This window comes from Thalassoroseus pseudoceratinae, assembly GCF_011634775.1.
Taxonomy (GTDB): domain Bacteria; phylum Planctomycetota; class Planctomycetia; order Planctomycetales; family Planctomycetaceae; genus Thalassoroseus; species Thalassoroseus pseudoceratinae.
Map to the genome: position 1 here is coordinate 369,659 of NZ_JAALXT010000006.1, position 16,786 is coordinate 386,444.

The window sequence follows — 16,786 nt, forward strand, 5'->3', positions numbered from 1 at the left end:
CTCCTGTGAAATCCTTTTCGATTCGCCACACGGCACCAGCCATGTTGCTGGTGCCGGTGTTTGTCGTTGCCGTTGCGCTCACATGGGTGGCCACTTGGCAAGCTGGTCGTCTTTTGCAAACGTTGGCCGGGCAAGTTCTCGATCAGACCACCGATCGCGTCGAGCAAACCGTCAACTCCTATCTCGAAAATGCCGTTCTCGCGACCGGCCATGCGGCGTTGAAAATCACCTCGGGCGAGTTACCCGCGGACCAACCTCGGCGTTGGCGACCGGAGTTGTTCGACTATCTCCAAGCATTCCCGGAAATCAATTCCGTGACCTTCGGGAACACGCAAGGAGACGCCACCTGGATGATCCGCTACCCCGGTGAAAAAGGATACGAATACGCGATCCTCGACGAAGAAACCAACGGGGAGTTGATCGAATATCGGGTGTCCGAGTCCGGCACTGTCGGCGAGCAGATTAGCACCTACGTTTACGATCCGCGTCAACGTCCGTGGTATCAAGCCGTTGTTACAGTTGGTGGACCGACTTGGAGTGAACCGTATTCGTGGGTGCGGGGAAACGGTGGTCAGACAACGTTAGGGATCGCGTACGCCCGACCGATTTTCAATGACAACAACGATCTCGTCGGCGTTATCGAGTCCGACATCAGCCTGACCGATGTCTCCCGATTCCTCGCTCAGACACCCGTGTTCGAGACGGGACAAGCAGTCCTCATGGACGCCGACCGGCGATTGCTCGGCACATCAGCCGATGCGGTTGTCGTCAGTGCGGATGGCAAACGGATACTCGCCAGTGATTCCGCAGATCCGCTGATCTCCAGCGTTGCAAAAGCGATGGAAACCCATTCCTCGGAACACTTCGTCGAGAAGCAGTTTCTCGAAATCTCAGGGCAGGAGTATCGCGTCGAAACTCGGCCCCTTGGCGATCCCTGGGGTCTGAATTGGACGCTCACGGTAATTGTTCCGAACGAAGAAATCATGGCTGGCGTGTCGGATCTGCGACGACAAGCCTGGTTGATCGGTGGACTGGTCGTGTTGGCAACACTGGCTCTGGGAATTTGGGCGGCATGGACCTTGGTGCGGCCGGTCACGGAAATTGCTGATGCCGTGCGAACGATTGGCGAAGGGAACCTCGATCATGCCGTCGAAGTCCGCGGTCACCGGGAGTTTGAGCAGCTCTCGCGGGAACTCAATCAAATGTCGCTCGCACTCAAGGACCGTATGCGTCTACGACATTCGTTGTCATTGGCGATGGAGATTCAACAAAAATTGTTGCCGTCATCGGTGCCCCAAGTTCCAGGGCTCGAAGTCGCCGGTCACAGCACATACTGCGACGAAACCGGCGGGGATTACTACGATTTTCTTGAAGTCTCCGAAACGGATTCCGATGAACTCGTGGTGGTGCTCGGTGATGTGATGGGGCATGGCGTGGCGGCTGCTTTGTTGATGGCGACCGTTCGAGGCATTCTGCGGAGTCGAGCGGAAGACGAAAACTCCCTCGGCAATTGGCTCACGCACATCAACAATTTGCTCGTCGAAGACACCGGCGGTGAACGTTTCATGACGATGGTCCTACTCCTCGTGGACCCAGCGACACGCCGCGTCCGCATGGCCAGCGCCGGGCATGACTTGCCGCTCGTCTATTTTCCGAACACCGATTCGTTCATCGAACTCGAAGATGTCGGCGGTTTGCCGTTGGGGTTGGTCAGCGGTGAGTCTTACCGGGAAATGAAGCGGACCGATTTGCCACCGGGAACGCTCGTTTTGGTGGCCACCGATGGACTGTGGGAAAGCCCTAACGCCGCCGGTGAGCAGTACGGCAAGGAGCGTATCTGTGAATCGATGCGTGCCCACGCCGCGAAGTCCGCCGATGAAATCGCGTCCCGAATCACGGAGGATTTAGCGACCTTCCGCGGGCAAGCCCAGCAAGACGACGATATCACATTCGTACTCGTCAAGTTTACGCAGCCATGACCGAGCGACCGCCGAGCGATTCCCATCGATCCCCATTCGCCGTTTGGAACTCGGTTCGAAACAAACCCATCACAATCACGATTTCAGGTGAATTCGCAATGCACTCACTCCAACGCAGTTTCGCCCTTTTCTTGTGGCTTGGGTTCGCATCCGTGGTGTCGGCTCAAACGCTTGAGCAACGATTGAACGCGGAAGCTACCACGAACTTGGCGAAAGCGGCGATGGAGTTGGGCGATGCCAAACGCGGGGCGATCGTCTTTCATCGTGTGAATGTTGGCTGTGCGAAATGCCATCAGGTCTTTGAGAGCACACCCCCAAATCAAACCGCCAACAACCCATCGCAACCATTGGGACCGAACCTCAGCGAGTTGGGAAGCCGGAAGGATGCGTCGGTCGAGCACATTGTCGAATCTATTTTGAAACCGTCGGAGAAAATTCGCCCGGGGTTCGAGACGGTCACGGTTCTGAAGACGGATGGCACGGTTTTGACCGGTCTCAAGGCCGATGCCGATGGAAGCGAGTTCGTTCGAATTCGGGAGACGACGACCAACGGCATCACAACAATCCCACGTGCCGAAGTGGACCAAGTTCTCGAAAGCCAAAAGTCGATCATGCCAACTGGTGTCGTCAACACGCTGGCCAGTCGCCAGCAGTTTCTCGATTTGGTGCAGTATGTGATTGAGATTCGTGATGGCGGTTCCGCGAGAGCCCGTGAACTGCACCCGCCCGCCGCTTTGATCGCCTTCAAACTTCCCGAATACGAAAACCACGTCGATCATGCCGGTCTCATCCGCAATCTGGATGACGACGCGTTCGCACGTGGCGAGACAATCTACAACCGTCTTTGCATCAACTGTCATGGCAACTTGGAACGGGCGGGCTCGCTGCCGACGGCGTTGCGGTTTGGTCAAGGAAAGTTCAAGAACGGTTCCGAGCCGTTCACGATGTATCAGACCCTCACGCACGGCTTCGGTCTGATGCTGCCGCAAACATGGATGGTGCCTCGACAGAAATACGATGTCATCCACTACATCCGCGAGAAATATCTGAAACGACATAACGCGGAGCAGTACGTCAGTGTGACTCAGCCGTATCTCAAGTCGCTGCCGTCGGGCGACACGTTCGGTCCCGAACCAGTCGAGTTCGCTCCCTGGCAGGACATGGATTACGGCCGATGGATGCACAACACCATCGAGGTCGGCCGCGACAAATCGAACATCGCGTACAAAGGGATTGCGGTGCGGCTCGATCCCGGTCCCGGCGGCATTTCCCGTGGGAATCAATGGATGATGTTCGATCACGACACAATGCGGTTCGCCGCCGGTTGGGTGCATTCACCCGAGCAAAAAACTCGTTTCATTGATTGGCAGGGAATCCATTTCGACGGCCGTCACCAAGCCCATCCCCATGCGATGGGTGATGTGATTTTTCAGAATCCGACCGGTCCTGGTTGGGCCAATCCGGAAACGAATTCGTTCGCGGACACGCTGCGGGTTCAAGGTCGAGACGGCAAACGTTACGGTCCGCTTCCGAAGCCATGGGCCGACTATCACGGCATGTACAATACTGCAGTTGGTCCCGTGTTTTCTTACAGCGTTGGTGGCAGACGTCTTCTCGAAACGGTGAGTTCCGTGCCGACCGCAAGTTCGGACATCTCTCCGGCGATGGTCCGCACGTTGCAACTACAACCAACCGACAAGCCACGCACGCTGCTGGTCGCCACACTTCCCGAGGGAACCGTTCTCGACCGCACACCGTTGGCACAGACCGTTACGATCGAACCGACCGACAACGCTACCGACACGGATCAGCCAGAGCATTCGATTCACGCTGGTCATTTTGATGGTTCGCAATGGTTGCAGGTCGCAAAGACGTTCGACACGTTTAATCATGATTTCACAATTACGGCGAGCATCAAAACGAAACATGATGGCGTGATCGTCGCCAACACCACGCCCGGCCCGAAATGGGTCCCGAACGGCACCGTGTTGTTCTTGCGAGGCGGACGGTTGTGCTACGACATCGGTTGGGTCGGCGTGGTCGAGTCACGACGCAAAATCGCCGACGGCCAGTGGCATCGCGTGGCTGTCAGCTGGGACGCCGAGACCGAACTCGTTCAGTTGTTCGTCGATGGTCAGAAAGTGGCATCGCGCCGAATGGCCACGAAACAACCGTTGAAAGATGCCGTGCTCCGCATTGGATTTGGTGCGCCAAACTTCCCTCGGCAATCCGCTTTTGAAGGTTCAATTCGCGACGTGCGATTCTTCGATGAATCTTTGAGCGAGGTCGCCATCGGAAACCTACGGAACTCGAAGTCCTCACCGATCGCAAGCTGGCTGACGGATGCCCAAACCGACCCCCAAAAATTCCCGGCCAAAGCGGTTTCCAATCCGGTCCGAAAGTCTCAATCGGCAAACCGTTTGCTCGCGGGCTTTGCGGGTGATGGGAATGGTTGCCACCTGGAACAGCAAGACGAGCGGTTGGTGCTGGTGATTCCACCGTCACAAGAAAAACGGACGCTCCGCGTGTGGACGGCACGCCCGAACAACGAAAAACCGATTGCGGAACCCGTCGTCTCCGGCATTCAGAATTCCATTGCGAACGCGACGCCCAACACGGCGTTGGATGAACTCATCACGAAACCGGCGGAGAATCCTTGGCCGGAAGTGCTCAAGACAACCGCAAGTTTGGGTGAGTTCAACGAAAGTGGCTTCGCCGTCGATACGTTGACCGCCCCCGACTCGAATCCCTGGTTGGCACGACTCCGTTTCTCCGGTTTGGATTTCTACGCCGACGGTGATCGGCTTGCGCTTTGCTCGTGGGATGGCGACGTCTACGAAGTCTCCGGCTTATCGCAACTCCAAACTGACGGAACCGCGACGCTGACTTGGAAACGAATTGCAGCGGGTTTGTTTCAGCCGTTGGGACTGAAAATCGTGAATGGAGAAATCTATCTCACGTGTCGCGATCAGCTTGTCATTCTTCGTGACCGCAACGGCGATGGTGCAACCGATTTCTACGAATGTTTCAACAACGATCAACAAGTGACCGAACATTTCCATGAATTCGCCATGGGACTGCAACGTGACGCGAACGGGAATTTCTACTACGCCAAGTCGGCTCGTCACGCGTTGGAAGCCGTCGTGCCGCATCATGGAACGTTGTTGAAAGTCACGCCGGATGGCAACGCGACAGAGATTCTCGCATTCGGGTTTCGAGCGGCGAACGGGGTTTGCATGAATCCCGATGGTAGCTTTGTCGTCACCGATCAAGAGGGACATTGGAACCCGAAAAACCGCATCAATTGGGTGGTGGAAGGTGGGTTCTACGGAAATATGTACGGCTATCACGACGTGACCGACTCCTCCGATTCCGCCATGCAACCGCCGTTGTGCTGGATCACCAATTCCTTTGACCGATCGCCTGCGGAGTTGTTATGGTCCGGCGCGAACCAGTGGGGCAACTTGCGGAACACCTTGCTGAATTTGTCCTATGGGTATGGAAAGGTGTTCGTCGTACCGCACGAACATCTCGACGAAACCGGCGGCGTGCAGGGCGCGATGTGCCAATTGCCGATCGATCAATTCCCCACCGGCACCATGCGAGGGCGGTTTCATCCTGGTGATGGCCAACTCTATGTGTGCGGTTTGTTCGCGTGGGGCAGCAGCCAACAAATGCGGGAAGGCGGATTGTATCGCATTCGGTATTCCGGTTCCGGTGCGATCATGCCCATCAAGGTTCAAACAAAACCGAAGACCTTATCCATCACTTTCAGCGACGCTTTGGCGGCGGATGTCGTCTCGGAACTTGAGCGGTTTCAATTCCAAACCTGGGATTTGAAACGCACGAAGAATTACGGCTCGAAACATTACAACGAACAGAATCGTGAGATCACTTCAGCAGTCCTTTCGGCCGATCGAAAAACCATCACGTTGACCATCCCGGAGTTGGCACCGACCTGGTGTTATGAACTGCAATGCCGATTGCGAACACCCAACGGGCAAACGGTCTCACGGACAATGCACGGCACGATTCACGATGTTCGTTGAGTCGGATGCCAAGAATTCTTGGTTTGGAATTCTGTGATAACGGTCGTCACCTAATCATTCGACTTGTGTTGCACTTGCAAATCACGCTATACCATGAAACCACAATCCCTCGTGTCTTCTGAATGGGCAAGCGACTGAAGCACTTGCGCCCACAAACCGAATTCTGGCGAATGCTCTCGAATTTGAAGTTTCATCATGGATGTATCATTTGCAGTCGACAGTCCGCTTTATCAAATGGCCATCGTGCTCGTCGCGGGCATCATTGCCGGCGAGTTGTTCGGCAAAGTCCATTTGCCCAAGGTGACGGGCTGGATCAGTGTCGGGATTTTGCTGCGGGCGACCTCTCCGTATCACGGTGAATTCACAGGTCTTGGCGGTGCTACGGTCGGGGCCTTCAAGCCGTACATGAATTTTGTGCTGGGATATATTGCCTTCACAGTAGGCGCGGCGCTTCACATTGCGAGTCTGAGAAACTCCGGGAATCGGCTTCGACTATTGCTCATCGGCGAAGCCATTTGCACGCCGGTCCTCGTTGGGTTGGCGATGTCAATGTGTGGAATGCCGATCCGAGCCAGTTTGTTGCTGGCGGCCATCGCGATTGCCGGAGCGCCGGGAACAACGGTGCTGGTGGTTCAGGAAGCGCGGGCACGTGGGATTCTGACACGCACGCTGTTGGCGGCTGTCGCGTTGATTGACATGGTCGCGGTCGGAGCGTTCGCGTTCGTGGCGTCTTACCTCGCCGAAGGAAGTGCCGAGGGGACCGTTTGGCATAGTACCTGGTCGACAGCCTTGGGTTCGGTGGTGACTCAATTCGGCATCTCGTTCGCAGTCGGGAGTGGAGCAGCCCTGGCGGCGTTGGGGCTGAATCGGACGTTGGTGGGTCCGGCGTTTCTCGGCCCAACGATGGTGGCGGTCATTTTGGGAGCATGGGGCGGAGCCGAAGGTTTTGGTGTCTCCGGAATTCTGGCATGTACCTTCGCAGGCATCATGGTTTCCAATGTGCAGCACGATGTCGTTCGTTCGACGGAAGCCTATCTCCACGCGATTGGCGGCGTTCTTTTCGCCGCTTTCTACACCTTCGCCGGGATGAATCTGGACTTTAGCTTGGTGATGCAAGCCGCCGGGTTGGTGTTGGCGTTCTTCTTCGCAAGACTCATCGGCAAGTACGTCGGTGCGTTCGGTGCGATGTCCATTGCGGGCGTTCCCACCACGGTTCGGAACAACTTGGGGATGGCCTTGATTCCGCACGGTGGTGTCGCGGTTGGTCTCGTGCTGTTGGTTCAGGGCGATCCACACTTGAATGATGTCGCGGAGACGGTCACCACGGTCGGACTGGCAGCGCTCGCCATCAACCAACTCGTCGGTCCCAGTGCAGCTCGATTTGCATTGCAACGAGCCGGTGAAGCCGGAATGGATTTCCCTCGTCTCCTCGACTTCCTCGACGAACACCACATCACAACCAAACTCTCGGGAACGACGAAAGAGGAAATCATCCGCGAATTGGCAACGCAGCTTTATGCGTCATCCACTCCGCCGCCGATTCCCCAAGACCAGTTCGTCGCGAGAGTGCTCGAACGCGAGGCGTTGGAAACGACGTGTTTGTCGGAAGGCTTGATGGTGCCGCACGTGGTTCTCGAAGAGGGAGCCGAAATGAACGGAATCTTGGGCATCAGTTCAAACGGCATTGATTTGGGAGCCCCCGATGGGCAACCGATCCACGCCGTTCTGCTGCTCGCTACTCCCGAAACCGACCGCAAACGCCACCTGAGAGTGCTCGCCGCGTTCGCGACGGCAATCACCCGCGACATCAATCTGCGAGAGCAACTCTATCACGCCCGCAGCGCCGCCCACGCCTATGCCGTGCTACACGCAGACGAAGCCGAAGACATCAACTACTTCCTCGAAGACGCCGTCGCCCACGCCAACGAAGACCCACCCTCCAAACGCGGCAGTTGATCGATTCGGACCGGTCCCGCCGTCGCTTTGCCTCTCGATCGAGAACAAGCGAGATCTCGTAGGGTGCGTCGCGACGCACCGCTTTCATTCGGCGTCCTGAAACTCATCACCGTACAACTCTGAAGAGCCGCCCCAATCCCGGTCATACTCTCCGAGCCCCACATAACGATGAAAAGACGACCAAGGCCAATCTGTAACCCGATCGACTAGGTGATGCTTGACGGGATTCAAATGTAGATAGTCTAAACACCGTTTGAGATCGTCATCATCACGGCAAGTATGTTCATAGAAGCGCCGCTGCCAAACACCCTGCTCCTTTCGAGAAGACCGACTCTGATTGACGAAACCAGCTTGTCTCCCGTCTGCCAGCCAACGATGTGTAAACAACGATTTGATCCGACGCCAACGGGTCGAGTAGTCGCAATCGCCCGATGGAAGTTCCCAAATTGCATGCAAATGATCAGGGAGAAGAACAATTGCTGTCATGACGAAAGGCCGCTGGGATTTCACCTCCAAGATTGGTTTTCGTAGCGTGCGTCGTCCAAAGTCAGTAGTCAGAATTGATCGCCGCTCGTGCGTGACAACGGTGAAGAAAAACATTCTTCCTTCACGAGATCGTCGGTAGTTGCTCATGACCAACCGCTGATTCAACAGGAACAAATCGTAGTCTGCCGAGTCATTCACGCCTGGTGCGTCACGACGCACCCTACGGAACTTCTTTGGCATTCAACTCTTGAGCGAGGATATGCGAGTAGACCAACGAACCAACAATCATCGGGGGAACGTAGAAGATCGATAGCACTAGGAACAGAGAGACCCAAGCTGATGTTCCTTCACCCAAAAAACTTTCGATGCCAAACCACAGACCCGAGTATGTGACTAACGTGGAACCATGGACGAAGTAAATTCCTTTTCGTGAGGTGACTTCAAAGCTACAGGTAAATAGCGACGGTGCAACAAGAAATACATTCGCAATTATTGCGGGAGTTGCGAATGCAACCACTATACAACCAACAAAACCAAGGCCTGCGGGACTATCGGTGAATTCGTCTCCGGTCGCGAAGAGAACGAAAATGAACCACCAAACTGGCATTGCAACAAGCGTTGCAAACACACAGTACGAACGCGCCAATTCTACCTGCTCTTCATTTGGCTCCGACATCCATCTTTTTTCTAACTTCGAATCACTCGCAACGAGCAGTGACAACAGGTTGTCTATTTCAGCATGCCGAGGATTTTGTCTTTCATCGCGGCGTTTGTGGAGACGCCGTTGCCGCCGTCGATGATGCGGTTGCCGTCCCAGTCGCCGCAGTAGCCGCCGGATTCACGGACGATTGGGATGAGCGCGGCGATGTCCCAGGGGCTCATGATGGGATCAATGGAGAACTCCGCTCGTCCGGTCGCGACAAGCATGTGGCCGTAGCAGTCGCCCCAACCGCGAAGCGCTCGGGCGGAGCTGGCGAGTTTGTCGAACAGTTCTTTCCGTTCGATCTTGTACCAGCCAGCCAATTCGGTGAAACAACCCAACGCGTTTTCGATTTGATCGACCGATGAAACTTGGGCGGCTTTCGGTTCCTTGTCGCCAGTTTGGAACCACGCTCCGCCGCCTTCGCGGGCATAGACGACTTCATCGAGAGCTGGGAACCGACATACGCCCGCGATCATTTTGCCATCACGTTCGATGCCGATCAGCGTGCCGAACAACGGTGTGCCCGCGACGAAACACTTCGTGCCGTCAATCGGATCGAGAATCCAACGGTAGCCGTTCGTACCTTCTTTCGGTGGAAATTCTTCACCGAGAATGCCGTCGTCGGGGAACGCATCACCGATCCGCATTCGCAGCAACTCCTCGGCTCCGCGGTCGGCGACCGTCACGGGAGAGGAATCGCTTTTGCTTTCGAGGCCGATGTTGTCGGTTTGGTAGTACTTCAGGATCAACTCGCTCGCTTCCTTCGCAGCGTCAACGGCGAGTTTCAAGCGAGATTCGTAGTCGGTCTCGGACATAGGGCGGACAACTCCGTTCAGGCGAGATTAGTCGTGAGGGTGTGAATTGAAAAAGTTGTGAGTCAGTTAAAACTATTGATCATTCAGACGGTAAAGTTGCTCACCAGCTTTCCGGACGAGCAGCACACCTTCGTCTTCCCGGTCGGCGTAGGCTTCGATATCAATCGTGTTCGGATCGCGGTAGCCAAGATTGATTCGCTCGCAGACTTCGGGCGGAATTTGTGAGGCCAACGTGACTTGCACACGGGGCTTCTCGACACCGTCTTCGAACGTGCCACCGCCGCGAACGTGCGTGGAGTGAGCCAGCACACCCCAGGGGTGATCTTTGAACTGATCCCACTGTTTCAGGAAGTAATCGCGAACGTGGTAGCCAATGGCTTCGATCTTCGCACCGTGCGTGATCGAAATGCCGTGCATGTGCGGGGCATAGATGATAAGTTCCCCGCCGTCCGCGACGACCGGTTCCAACTTATACATGCACTTTCCGGCGACCCAAAGTTCGTCGTACATCGGTGGAGCACACGAAAGCACCGTGTGAAACGGCTTCGGTTTGCGGACGATATGCACCTGTGACGACAACCCTGCCGCGTTCGCCCACGCATCTTCGGGCGTCCCGTAAAACAGACCATACGGTGAGGCATCCGGCGCGACGACGAACGTGATGCACTTCCGCTCGACGGGAATCATCTTCGCCGCCTGATTAACGACCTGCCGAACCGGAGTATCCATCACACCGATAATGCCGACGTTCGTGATCAACGCCCCGAGCCAGTGGAAGAAGTTCAACAACTCCGGCCCACTAATGCCAGGGAAGAAGTATTTGTTCCCACCGGAGAACCCGACAACTTCATGCGGAAAGACCGGGCCGAGCACTAAGAGCGTATCGTAATCGTTGATGCGGGCGTTGATCTGGACCGGCACGTCCATCGAAAGTTTGCCGTCGGACACGCGTTCCGTGTCGGCTTTCGTGAGTGTGCCGATCGTGGTTAGGGCGTTTGGGTCATCCCAGGCGTGGTTGTACAGCCCGACATTCGGGAACTCGTTCTGCCGACGCTCCGGCGAGAGTCCAAGAAGCAAATCGATTTGCTCTTCCGTCATCGGCGGATGTGTGCCAAGGGCGATCAGCACGTCTAATTGGCTCACAGCCGGTCCGAGATGAGCGTGCAACGCTTCGAACAACAACGGCAACGGAGCCGTCCGCGTGTGATCGGGGACGATCAGCAGCACACGTTTGCCTTGGAATTCGGCGGTGGGGACGTTCGTGCTGATCCATTGACGAACTTGGTCGGGCGATAGCGGGGTGGGTGTGGACATCGGTCGGGTATCGAAAAAAGAGCCAATACGTATGGAGACAGTCGACACAGCCCTCGTATAGCAAAGTGACCGGCAAATCACAAAGAACTTGCCTTGCTGGGTCGGTGATGTCTACAATCCGAATGCCCGGTGTCGCATTGATGGGCATTTCCAATCGCGTTCGATTTCGATTGTTCCTCCAACATTGTTCAGCAGGAGGGACACTGATTCACCTTGAAGGCGATTGGTATCATATCGACACACAACAACATGGCGAACGACAAGTTGCGGCGGCAGATCGTCTTTGAAGCCGCCCGAATGATGTACACTCGGCAGGAATCGGAATACTACCGAGCGAAGATGAAGGCGGCTCGCAAAATTTGTCAAGGTTGGGTGAAGCCGTCCGAATTGCCCAGCAACAGCGAGATTCGCGACGAAATCCAACGCTTCGCCTTCATGCACGAGGGTGAATCGCGGTTCGACAAACTCCGCGACATGCGTGTGCAGGCGTTGTGGCTGATGCGGTTGCTACGCGAGTTTCGACCGAAAATCATCGGCAGCGTGCTGACCGGACATGTGCGGATGGGGTCGGATATCGACATCCACGTCTTCGCCCAGAGTTCCGAAAGCATCGTCGGGATTTTGGAAGATCAAGGGTTGGTCTACGACGTGGAACACAAACGTGTCCGCAAACACGGCGAAGAACGGGTCTTCACCCACATTCACGTGCAGGATCGGTTCCCGGTCGAACTGACAATGTACTCACCGGACAAAATCGGGTACGTCTTCAAAAGTTCGATCACTGGGAAGGCGATGGAACGGGCATCGATCGCGGAGTTCGAACAACTTTTGGAGCAGGAATATCCGGATTTGTCGCTCGACGATGCGATGATCGAAGCGGAAAGCCAGATCGATCGGTTTCAAATTTATCATGCTTTGATGTTGCCGATGAAGGATGTGAAACAATCGCGGAAGTATCACCCCGAAGGCGATGCGCTCTATCATAGTTTGCAGGTGTTCGACCTCGCATGTGACGAGTTACCATACGATGAAGAGTTTCTGCTGGCGGCGTTGTTGCACGACGTCGGCAAGTCGATCGATCCGACTGATCACGTGTTGGCGGCTCTCGATGCGTTGAAAGATGTGTGCACCGAGCGAACCTTGTGGTTGATCGCGCATCATATGGATGCCCACAAGTTGCATGACGGCAGCATCGGGGCACGGGCACGACGACGGTTGGCGGCTCACGAGGATTACGAAACGCTGCAATTGCTCGGCGAATGCGATCGAGCCGGTCGCGAACGCGGCGTGGATGTCCCGGAACTCGAAGACGCCTTGGATTACATCCGCGATTTGGCACGAACCTGCAGTTGAGAAATTTGAACATGACCGATACCAAAATTGTGCCGCTGCATACCGACCACGCTCGCACGTTCCATACGAATCGGTTCGTGTATCCGGTGTTGTCGCGTCGCAGCGGCGGCATTTCGATCGGCGTGAATCTCAACCCCGACAAGGTTTGCAACTTCGATTGCATCTACTGCCAAGTGGATCGCCGGAGCGAAGCGGAAACGAAATTTGTCGAGTTTGATCAACTCTTCGCCGAACTCGATCATATGTTGGAACTCGTCACGAGTGGTCAACTCTATCAAGACAAAAAGTTCCAATCCGTCCCCGAGAATTTGCGACGACTCAACGACGTCGCGTTTTCTGGGGATGGCGAACCGACAACGTATCGCAATTTCGACGAAATCATTCGCCGAGCCGCCGAACTCAAACGCGGGCGGAATTTGGATGACGTGAAACTGGTGCTCATCACGAACGCCAGCATGTTTCACCGGCCGGTCGTCGCGGCGGGGTTGGAATTGCTCGATCAGAACAATGGCGAGATTTGGGCGAAACTCGATGCGGGCACGGCGGAGTATTACCAGCTCATCGAACGCACGAAGATTCCATTTTCGCGGATTCTCGACAACATCAGCACGGTCGCTCAGAAACGACCAATTGTCATTCAAAGCCTGTTCATGCGAGTCCAAGGCGAACCGCCCACGCCGCAGGAGATCGACGAATACTGTGAGCGACTCGCCGAAGTACTCGACGCCGGCGGCCAGATTCGGCTGGTGCAGGTCTACACCGTCGCGCGACCCCCGGCGGAAAGTTTTGTCACCCCGCTGACGAAAGACGAGTTGGACGCGATCGCAACTCAAGTCCAAAACCGCTGCGGGTTGGAAACGGAAACCTATTGAACCGCCGGTGATTTCACGTTCAAAGAAATAGTGCCGCTTCAACAGTCAAACCGGGACCGAACGCGAGAGCCACACAGGGCCCGTCGGCACCATTCGTCCGCAATTCGTTCAGAATGAACGCGATTGTGGGCGACGACATGTTGCCAAAGCGTTTGAGGATCGACTGCGACGGGACCAGTTGCTCAGCCGACAGTTCCAGTGCTTGTCCGGTGGCAGAGATAATTTTCGGACCGCCAGGATGGATGGCCCAACTCGGAATGTCTTCGATGGCCAGGCCAAACAAGCTAAGCCAGTTTTGCAGCCAATCGACCAGCGTTGCCCGAATTATGTCCGGAACTTTCGGGGACAGCGTCATTTGGAAACCGTGATCGTCGATTTTCCAGGTCATCAAATCCGATGTCTCAGGAATGACACAGGAATTCTGCCCTTTCAAGGACCAGCCCGGCGAGGCTTTGGGCTCACTTTCCTGTTGCAGGACGATGGCGGCGGCACCGTCCGCGAATAAGGCATTGGCGACAATTTGTTGGGGATCGTCGGTGTATTGTTGATGAAGCGTGCACAGCTCGACGGCACAAATCAGCACCGTTGCGTTGGGATCGTTCGCGAAGGCATGCCCTACACGAAAACCGTTGAGCAACCCGTGACACCCCATAAATCCCACGTGCGTTCGGGCGACTTGCCGCGATAACCCCAACCGCTCCACCAACGCCAAATCGACGCCGGGCGACGAAAAGCCGGTGCACGAAACCGTCACCAAATGGGTCACGTCTTTCGGATCGATATTCGAATCCGCAACGGCGATTCGGCAGGCTTCTTCGGCCAGCGGTATGGCCTCGGTCGCATATTTCTGCATGCGTGTCGCGGTGGTCGGTCCACGATCTTCGTCATCGGTTGCCGCAGGGTAAAAGGCATTCTCCAACGGACCGGATGGTGTTTCGTCACAGATGACCGAATGACGATTTTCGACTCCCGCGCGACGATACAACGCCGGTACGGTCTTTCGGTAACGTCCGTGCGTGAACTGAGTGGCCAACGTCGCTGCGTCAGTTTGGGAAATCGAACCGGGCGGAACCGCGGTGCCGATGGAAAGCAACTTGACCAAGCGGGCGTCTTCGGACCGGACACGATGGGTCACCGGCCGGCCAGTCGCGACATCACTCGCCGCCGCAGAAAAGGAACCTTGTGAACCGCTTGCAGTGTGAGACCGGTCCATCGCGGTGAGCGGAGAATCTTGCTGATCAGGCGACACGTCCATTGATTTCGCACAACTTTCGTTTTGAGTGTGAGATTCCATTCCGATTCCAACGCGTCGCTCCAGCGATCGATTCCTCGTCGAGCGATCGGTGCCAACAGTATGGCCGAGTGCATCGCCCAGGACATGCCTTCGCCGGTAAACGGCTCGACATAGCCCGCCGAATCGCCTAGCACAAGTAACCGATTCGCCGCCACACGACGACTGGATCGAGTTAACGTCGGCGTCCCCTGCCATTGCACTGACTCAATCCCTGCGAGTCTCGGCATCCCGCAATGAGCGAGAATGTCAGCAGTCACGGCTGATGGGGAAGAAGAAGCGAGTGTCTCTGCATCGACGGCAGCCGCGATGTTCAAACGTCCGTCCGCAGTCCGAGCCAAACCCACGTACCCTGTCGGCGAGACGACCATCGAAAGACGTCCACTTGGATAATGCTCGCTGTCGTCCCGCACGACGACTCCCAGACCAATCCGCGATGAGGGCATCACTTTCGTCGAGAACTCCGAAAGTTGTCGCAGACTCGATTGCCCCAAACCATCCGCGCAAATAACCACACGACCGAATACTTCCGAAATGTCACCGCCGTATTGCAGCCGGACCGTTCGCGAGCCCGGATCAGCTTCCGGCAGCACCGTGGCCAACGTACGGGGCTGGAATGTCACGCCCGCTTCGATCGCTGCATTCACTAACGCTGCATCGAAGTCGGCTCGGTTGATCACTAGGTTCTGCGGTAATGGCCAATCGAAATGCCCCGCTGTCCCCACCAATTGAATTGTTTTCAGAGGTGTGGCAAACGATTGGTCCAAAACGGCACTCAATTCATGGTGTTCGAGCAACTCGATCGAGCGGGCATTCAAACAGCCGCCGCAAACTTTTGCACGGGGAAGCGGTTTGGCATCGACGAGCAATACCCGCAAATCGGAGCGTCCCAACAGGTTCGCAGTGAGTGCTCCGGCTGGCCCCGCCCCAATGATGATGACATCCCAACGATCGTTCAGATCGGATGCGGTTGTGTGTTGACTAGAAGCGTTCACGATCGCTTCCAACTCAAGAGAAAACGTTGCGGCCAATGGGGTTGGATTTCGCAGCCATTCAGACCAGCGGACTCGGCAAGTTCCCGAATCTCATCGTTGGTAAACGCCGCCCGCACCGACAACAACGCATCGGTATGCACGACCGGCGACCGCGAAAGAATCTGGGTCCCTACCCGAGCTAACCACAATCCGGCGGACGTTCTCCGAAGATCATCCACCACGACCAGACGCTCTGCCGCCGACCGCATTCGTTCCAGCAGGGATTTCGCTTGGTCGACTTCTAGATGATGCAAAAACAGCGTGCAAATGACGGCGTCGAATCGTTCTTCGATGGGATCAGCCAAGACGTCACGAACTTGAAATTGTACGTGATCCAAGTCTATCGACTTCGCCGCTTCCCGAGCAAAATCAATGGCCGTTGAACTTTTGTCCCAACCTTCCAAACTCACGGGAAGACCCGTCTGACGAGCTTGTTTCGCCAATGCCAGCGTCACGTCACCGCCGCCACAAGCCAGATCGAGCACCCGCACTTGAGCCTGCTTCCGATCCTTCGCCAATTCTCGCAGCATAGGCCAAATACGTTTGGCGGTGCGACTCCAGTAGTTGACACGACGCAGCCCCCTGAGCGCCGAACGATGCGATTCCTGATCCAAACCCGGCTGATCCATGACCTCGTCTTCGCGAATTCGTTCTGACATTGAGGTGGATTTAAGCAACGGATCGAAACCTGAATCTTTTTCGGGAGAATATTGGTGAGAACGTTCAATACGTGTCAGTCATTATCGGGCGTATTCGTCGGACGGCAAGAAGGCGTGTGGAAAAGCGGGGGAATCCACCAGGACCGCTGTGTTGTTTCGAGCGAATCATGAAGTGCTTGACGTTCTCAAAGTCGCTGGGCTATAACGCGTTTTCAGCCTCAGTAGCGGTGTGAACCGTCGGCTGAGGTTTTGTGTCTGCACCGTTGGGGGATGGA

The 16,786-nt window shown here is 55.8% G+C and carries 12 protein-coding genes; 5 read left to right on the forward strand and 7 right to left on the reverse strand.

Annotation, left to right across the window (positions count from 1 at the left end; genetic code table 11):
• Positions 1-5: 5 nt before the first annotated feature.
• From G6R38_RS22040 to G6R38_RS22050, 3 genes are all read left to right on the forward strand, one after another.
• Positions 6-1,979, forward strand: a complete 1,974-nt coding sequence (locus tag G6R38_RS22040; protein ID WP_166830933.1) for a SpoIIE family protein phosphatase — start codon at positions 6-8, stop codon at positions 1,977-1,979.
• A 98-nt stretch (positions 1,980-2,077) separates the two neighbouring features.
• Positions 2,078-6,028, forward strand: coding sequence for a DUF6797 domain-containing protein (locus G6R38_RS22045; RefSeq protein WP_166830934.1), 3,951 nt, complete (start codon positions 2,078-2,080; stop codon positions 6,026-6,028).
• 195 nt (positions 6,029-6,223) lie between these two features.
• Entirely contained in the window at positions 6,224-7,984 is a 1,761-nt protein-coding gene (locus G6R38_RS22050) for a cation:proton antiporter domain-containing protein (protein ID WP_206028676.1), read from the forward strand.
• 84 nt (positions 7,985-8,068) lie between these two features.
• On the opposite strand, the gene G6R38_RS28580 is transcribed toward G6R38_RS22050, so the two are convergent.
• The 4 genes from G6R38_RS28580 to G6R38_RS22070 form a co-directional block, all read right to left on the reverse strand.
• On the reverse strand, positions 8,069-8,617 hold the full coding sequence (locus tag G6R38_RS28580) for an REP-associated tyrosine transposase (protein WP_166831081.1): 549 nt from the start codon (positions 8,615-8,617) through the stop codon (positions 8,069-8,071).
• Between the two features lie 73 nt (positions 8,618-8,690).
• Positions 8,691-9,191 (reverse strand): hypothetical protein, encoded by a 501-nt coding sequence (locus G6R38_RS22060; RefSeq protein WP_166830935.1) that lies wholly within the window; start codon positions 9,189-9,191, stop codon positions 8,691-8,693.
• An 8-nt stretch (positions 9,192-9,199) separates the two neighbouring features.
• A complete protein-coding gene (gene hisN / locus G6R38_RS22065) occupies positions 9,200-9,988 on the reverse strand; it encodes a histidinol-phosphatase (RefSeq protein WP_166830936.1) in 789 nt (262 codons plus the stop codon).
• 72 nt (positions 9,989-10,060) lie between these two features.
• Positions 10,061-11,302, reverse strand: a complete 1,242-nt coding sequence (locus G6R38_RS22070) for a lactate racemase domain-containing protein (RefSeq protein WP_166830937.1) — start codon at positions 11,300-11,302, stop codon at positions 10,061-10,063.
• 249 nt (positions 11,303-11,551) lie between these two features.
• On the opposite strand from G6R38_RS22070, the gene G6R38_RS22075 reads away from it, so the two are divergent.
• Together G6R38_RS22075 and G6R38_RS22080 are read left to right on the forward strand one after the other, a co-directional pair.
• A complete protein-coding gene (locus tag G6R38_RS22075) occupies positions 11,552-12,655 on the forward strand; it encodes an HD domain-containing protein (RefSeq protein WP_166830938.1) in 1,104 nt (367 codons plus the stop codon).
• 11 nt (positions 12,656-12,666) lie between these two features.
• Positions 12,667-13,527, forward strand: coding sequence for a radical SAM protein (locus tag G6R38_RS22080; RefSeq protein WP_166830939.1), 861 nt, complete (start codon positions 12,667-12,669; stop codon positions 13,525-13,527).
• A 19-nt stretch (positions 13,528-13,546) separates the two neighbouring features.
• On the opposite strand, the gene G6R38_RS22085 is transcribed toward G6R38_RS22080, so the two are convergent.
• Genes G6R38_RS22085 through G6R38_RS22095 form a run of 3 tightly spaced genes read right to left on the reverse strand, consistent with a single transcriptional unit; the run spans position 13,547 to position 16,511 of the window.
• Positions 13,547-14,662, reverse strand: a complete 1,116-nt coding sequence (locus G6R38_RS22085) for a type III polyketide synthase (RefSeq protein WP_240928332.1) — start codon at positions 14,660-14,662, stop codon at positions 13,547-13,549.
• Positions 14,659-15,813 carry an NAD(P)/FAD-dependent oxidoreductase gene (locus G6R38_RS22090; protein WP_166830940.1) on the reverse strand — a complete coding sequence of 385 codons (1,155 nt, stop codon included), beginning with the start codon at positions 15,811-15,813 and terminating at the stop codon, positions 14,659-14,661. The genes G6R38_RS22085 and G6R38_RS22090 overlap by 4 nt, the downstream gene beginning before the upstream one ends.
• The gene (locus G6R38_RS22095; protein WP_166830941.1) at positions 15,810-16,511 is read right to left on the reverse strand and encodes a methyltransferase domain-containing protein; all 702 of its coding nucleotides are present in this window, start codon (positions 16,509-16,511) and stop codon (positions 15,810-15,812) included. The genes G6R38_RS22090 and G6R38_RS22095 overlap by 4 nt, the downstream gene beginning before the upstream one ends.
• Positions 16,512-16,786 lie beyond the last annotated feature (275 nt).

Bases quoted from the DNA above. Each gene is read 5' to 3' on its own strand.
- G6R38_RS22045 (WP_166830934.1), top strand. From the start codon at position 2,078: ATGCACTCACTCCAACGCAGTTTCGCCCTTTTCTTGTGGCTTGGGTTC.
- G6R38_RS22050 (WP_206028676.1), top strand. From the start codon at position 6,224: ATGGATGTATCATTTGCAGTCGACAGTCCGCTTTATCAAATGGCCATC.
- G6R38_RS28580 (WP_166831081.1), bottom strand. From the start codon at position 8,617: ATGAGCAACTACCGACGATCTCGTGAAGGAAGAATGTTTTTCTTCACC.
- hisN (WP_166830936.1), bottom strand. From the start codon at position 9,988: ATGTCCGAGACCGACTACGAATCTCGCTTGAAACTCGCCGTTGACGCT.
- G6R38_RS22070 (WP_166830937.1), bottom strand. From the start codon at position 11,302: ATGTCCACACCCACCCCGCTATCGCCCGACCAAGTTCGTCAATGGATC.
- G6R38_RS22075 (WP_166830938.1), top strand. From the start codon at position 11,552: ATGGCGAACGACAAGTTGCGGCGGCAGATCGTCTTTGAAGCCGCCCGA.
- G6R38_RS22080 (WP_166830939.1), top strand. From the start codon at position 12,667: ATGACCGATACCAAAATTGTGCCGCTGCATACCGACCACGCTCGCACG.
- G6R38_RS22095 (WP_166830941.1), bottom strand. From the start codon at position 16,511: ATGTCAGAACGAATTCGCGAAGACGAGGTCATGGATCAGCCGGGTTTG.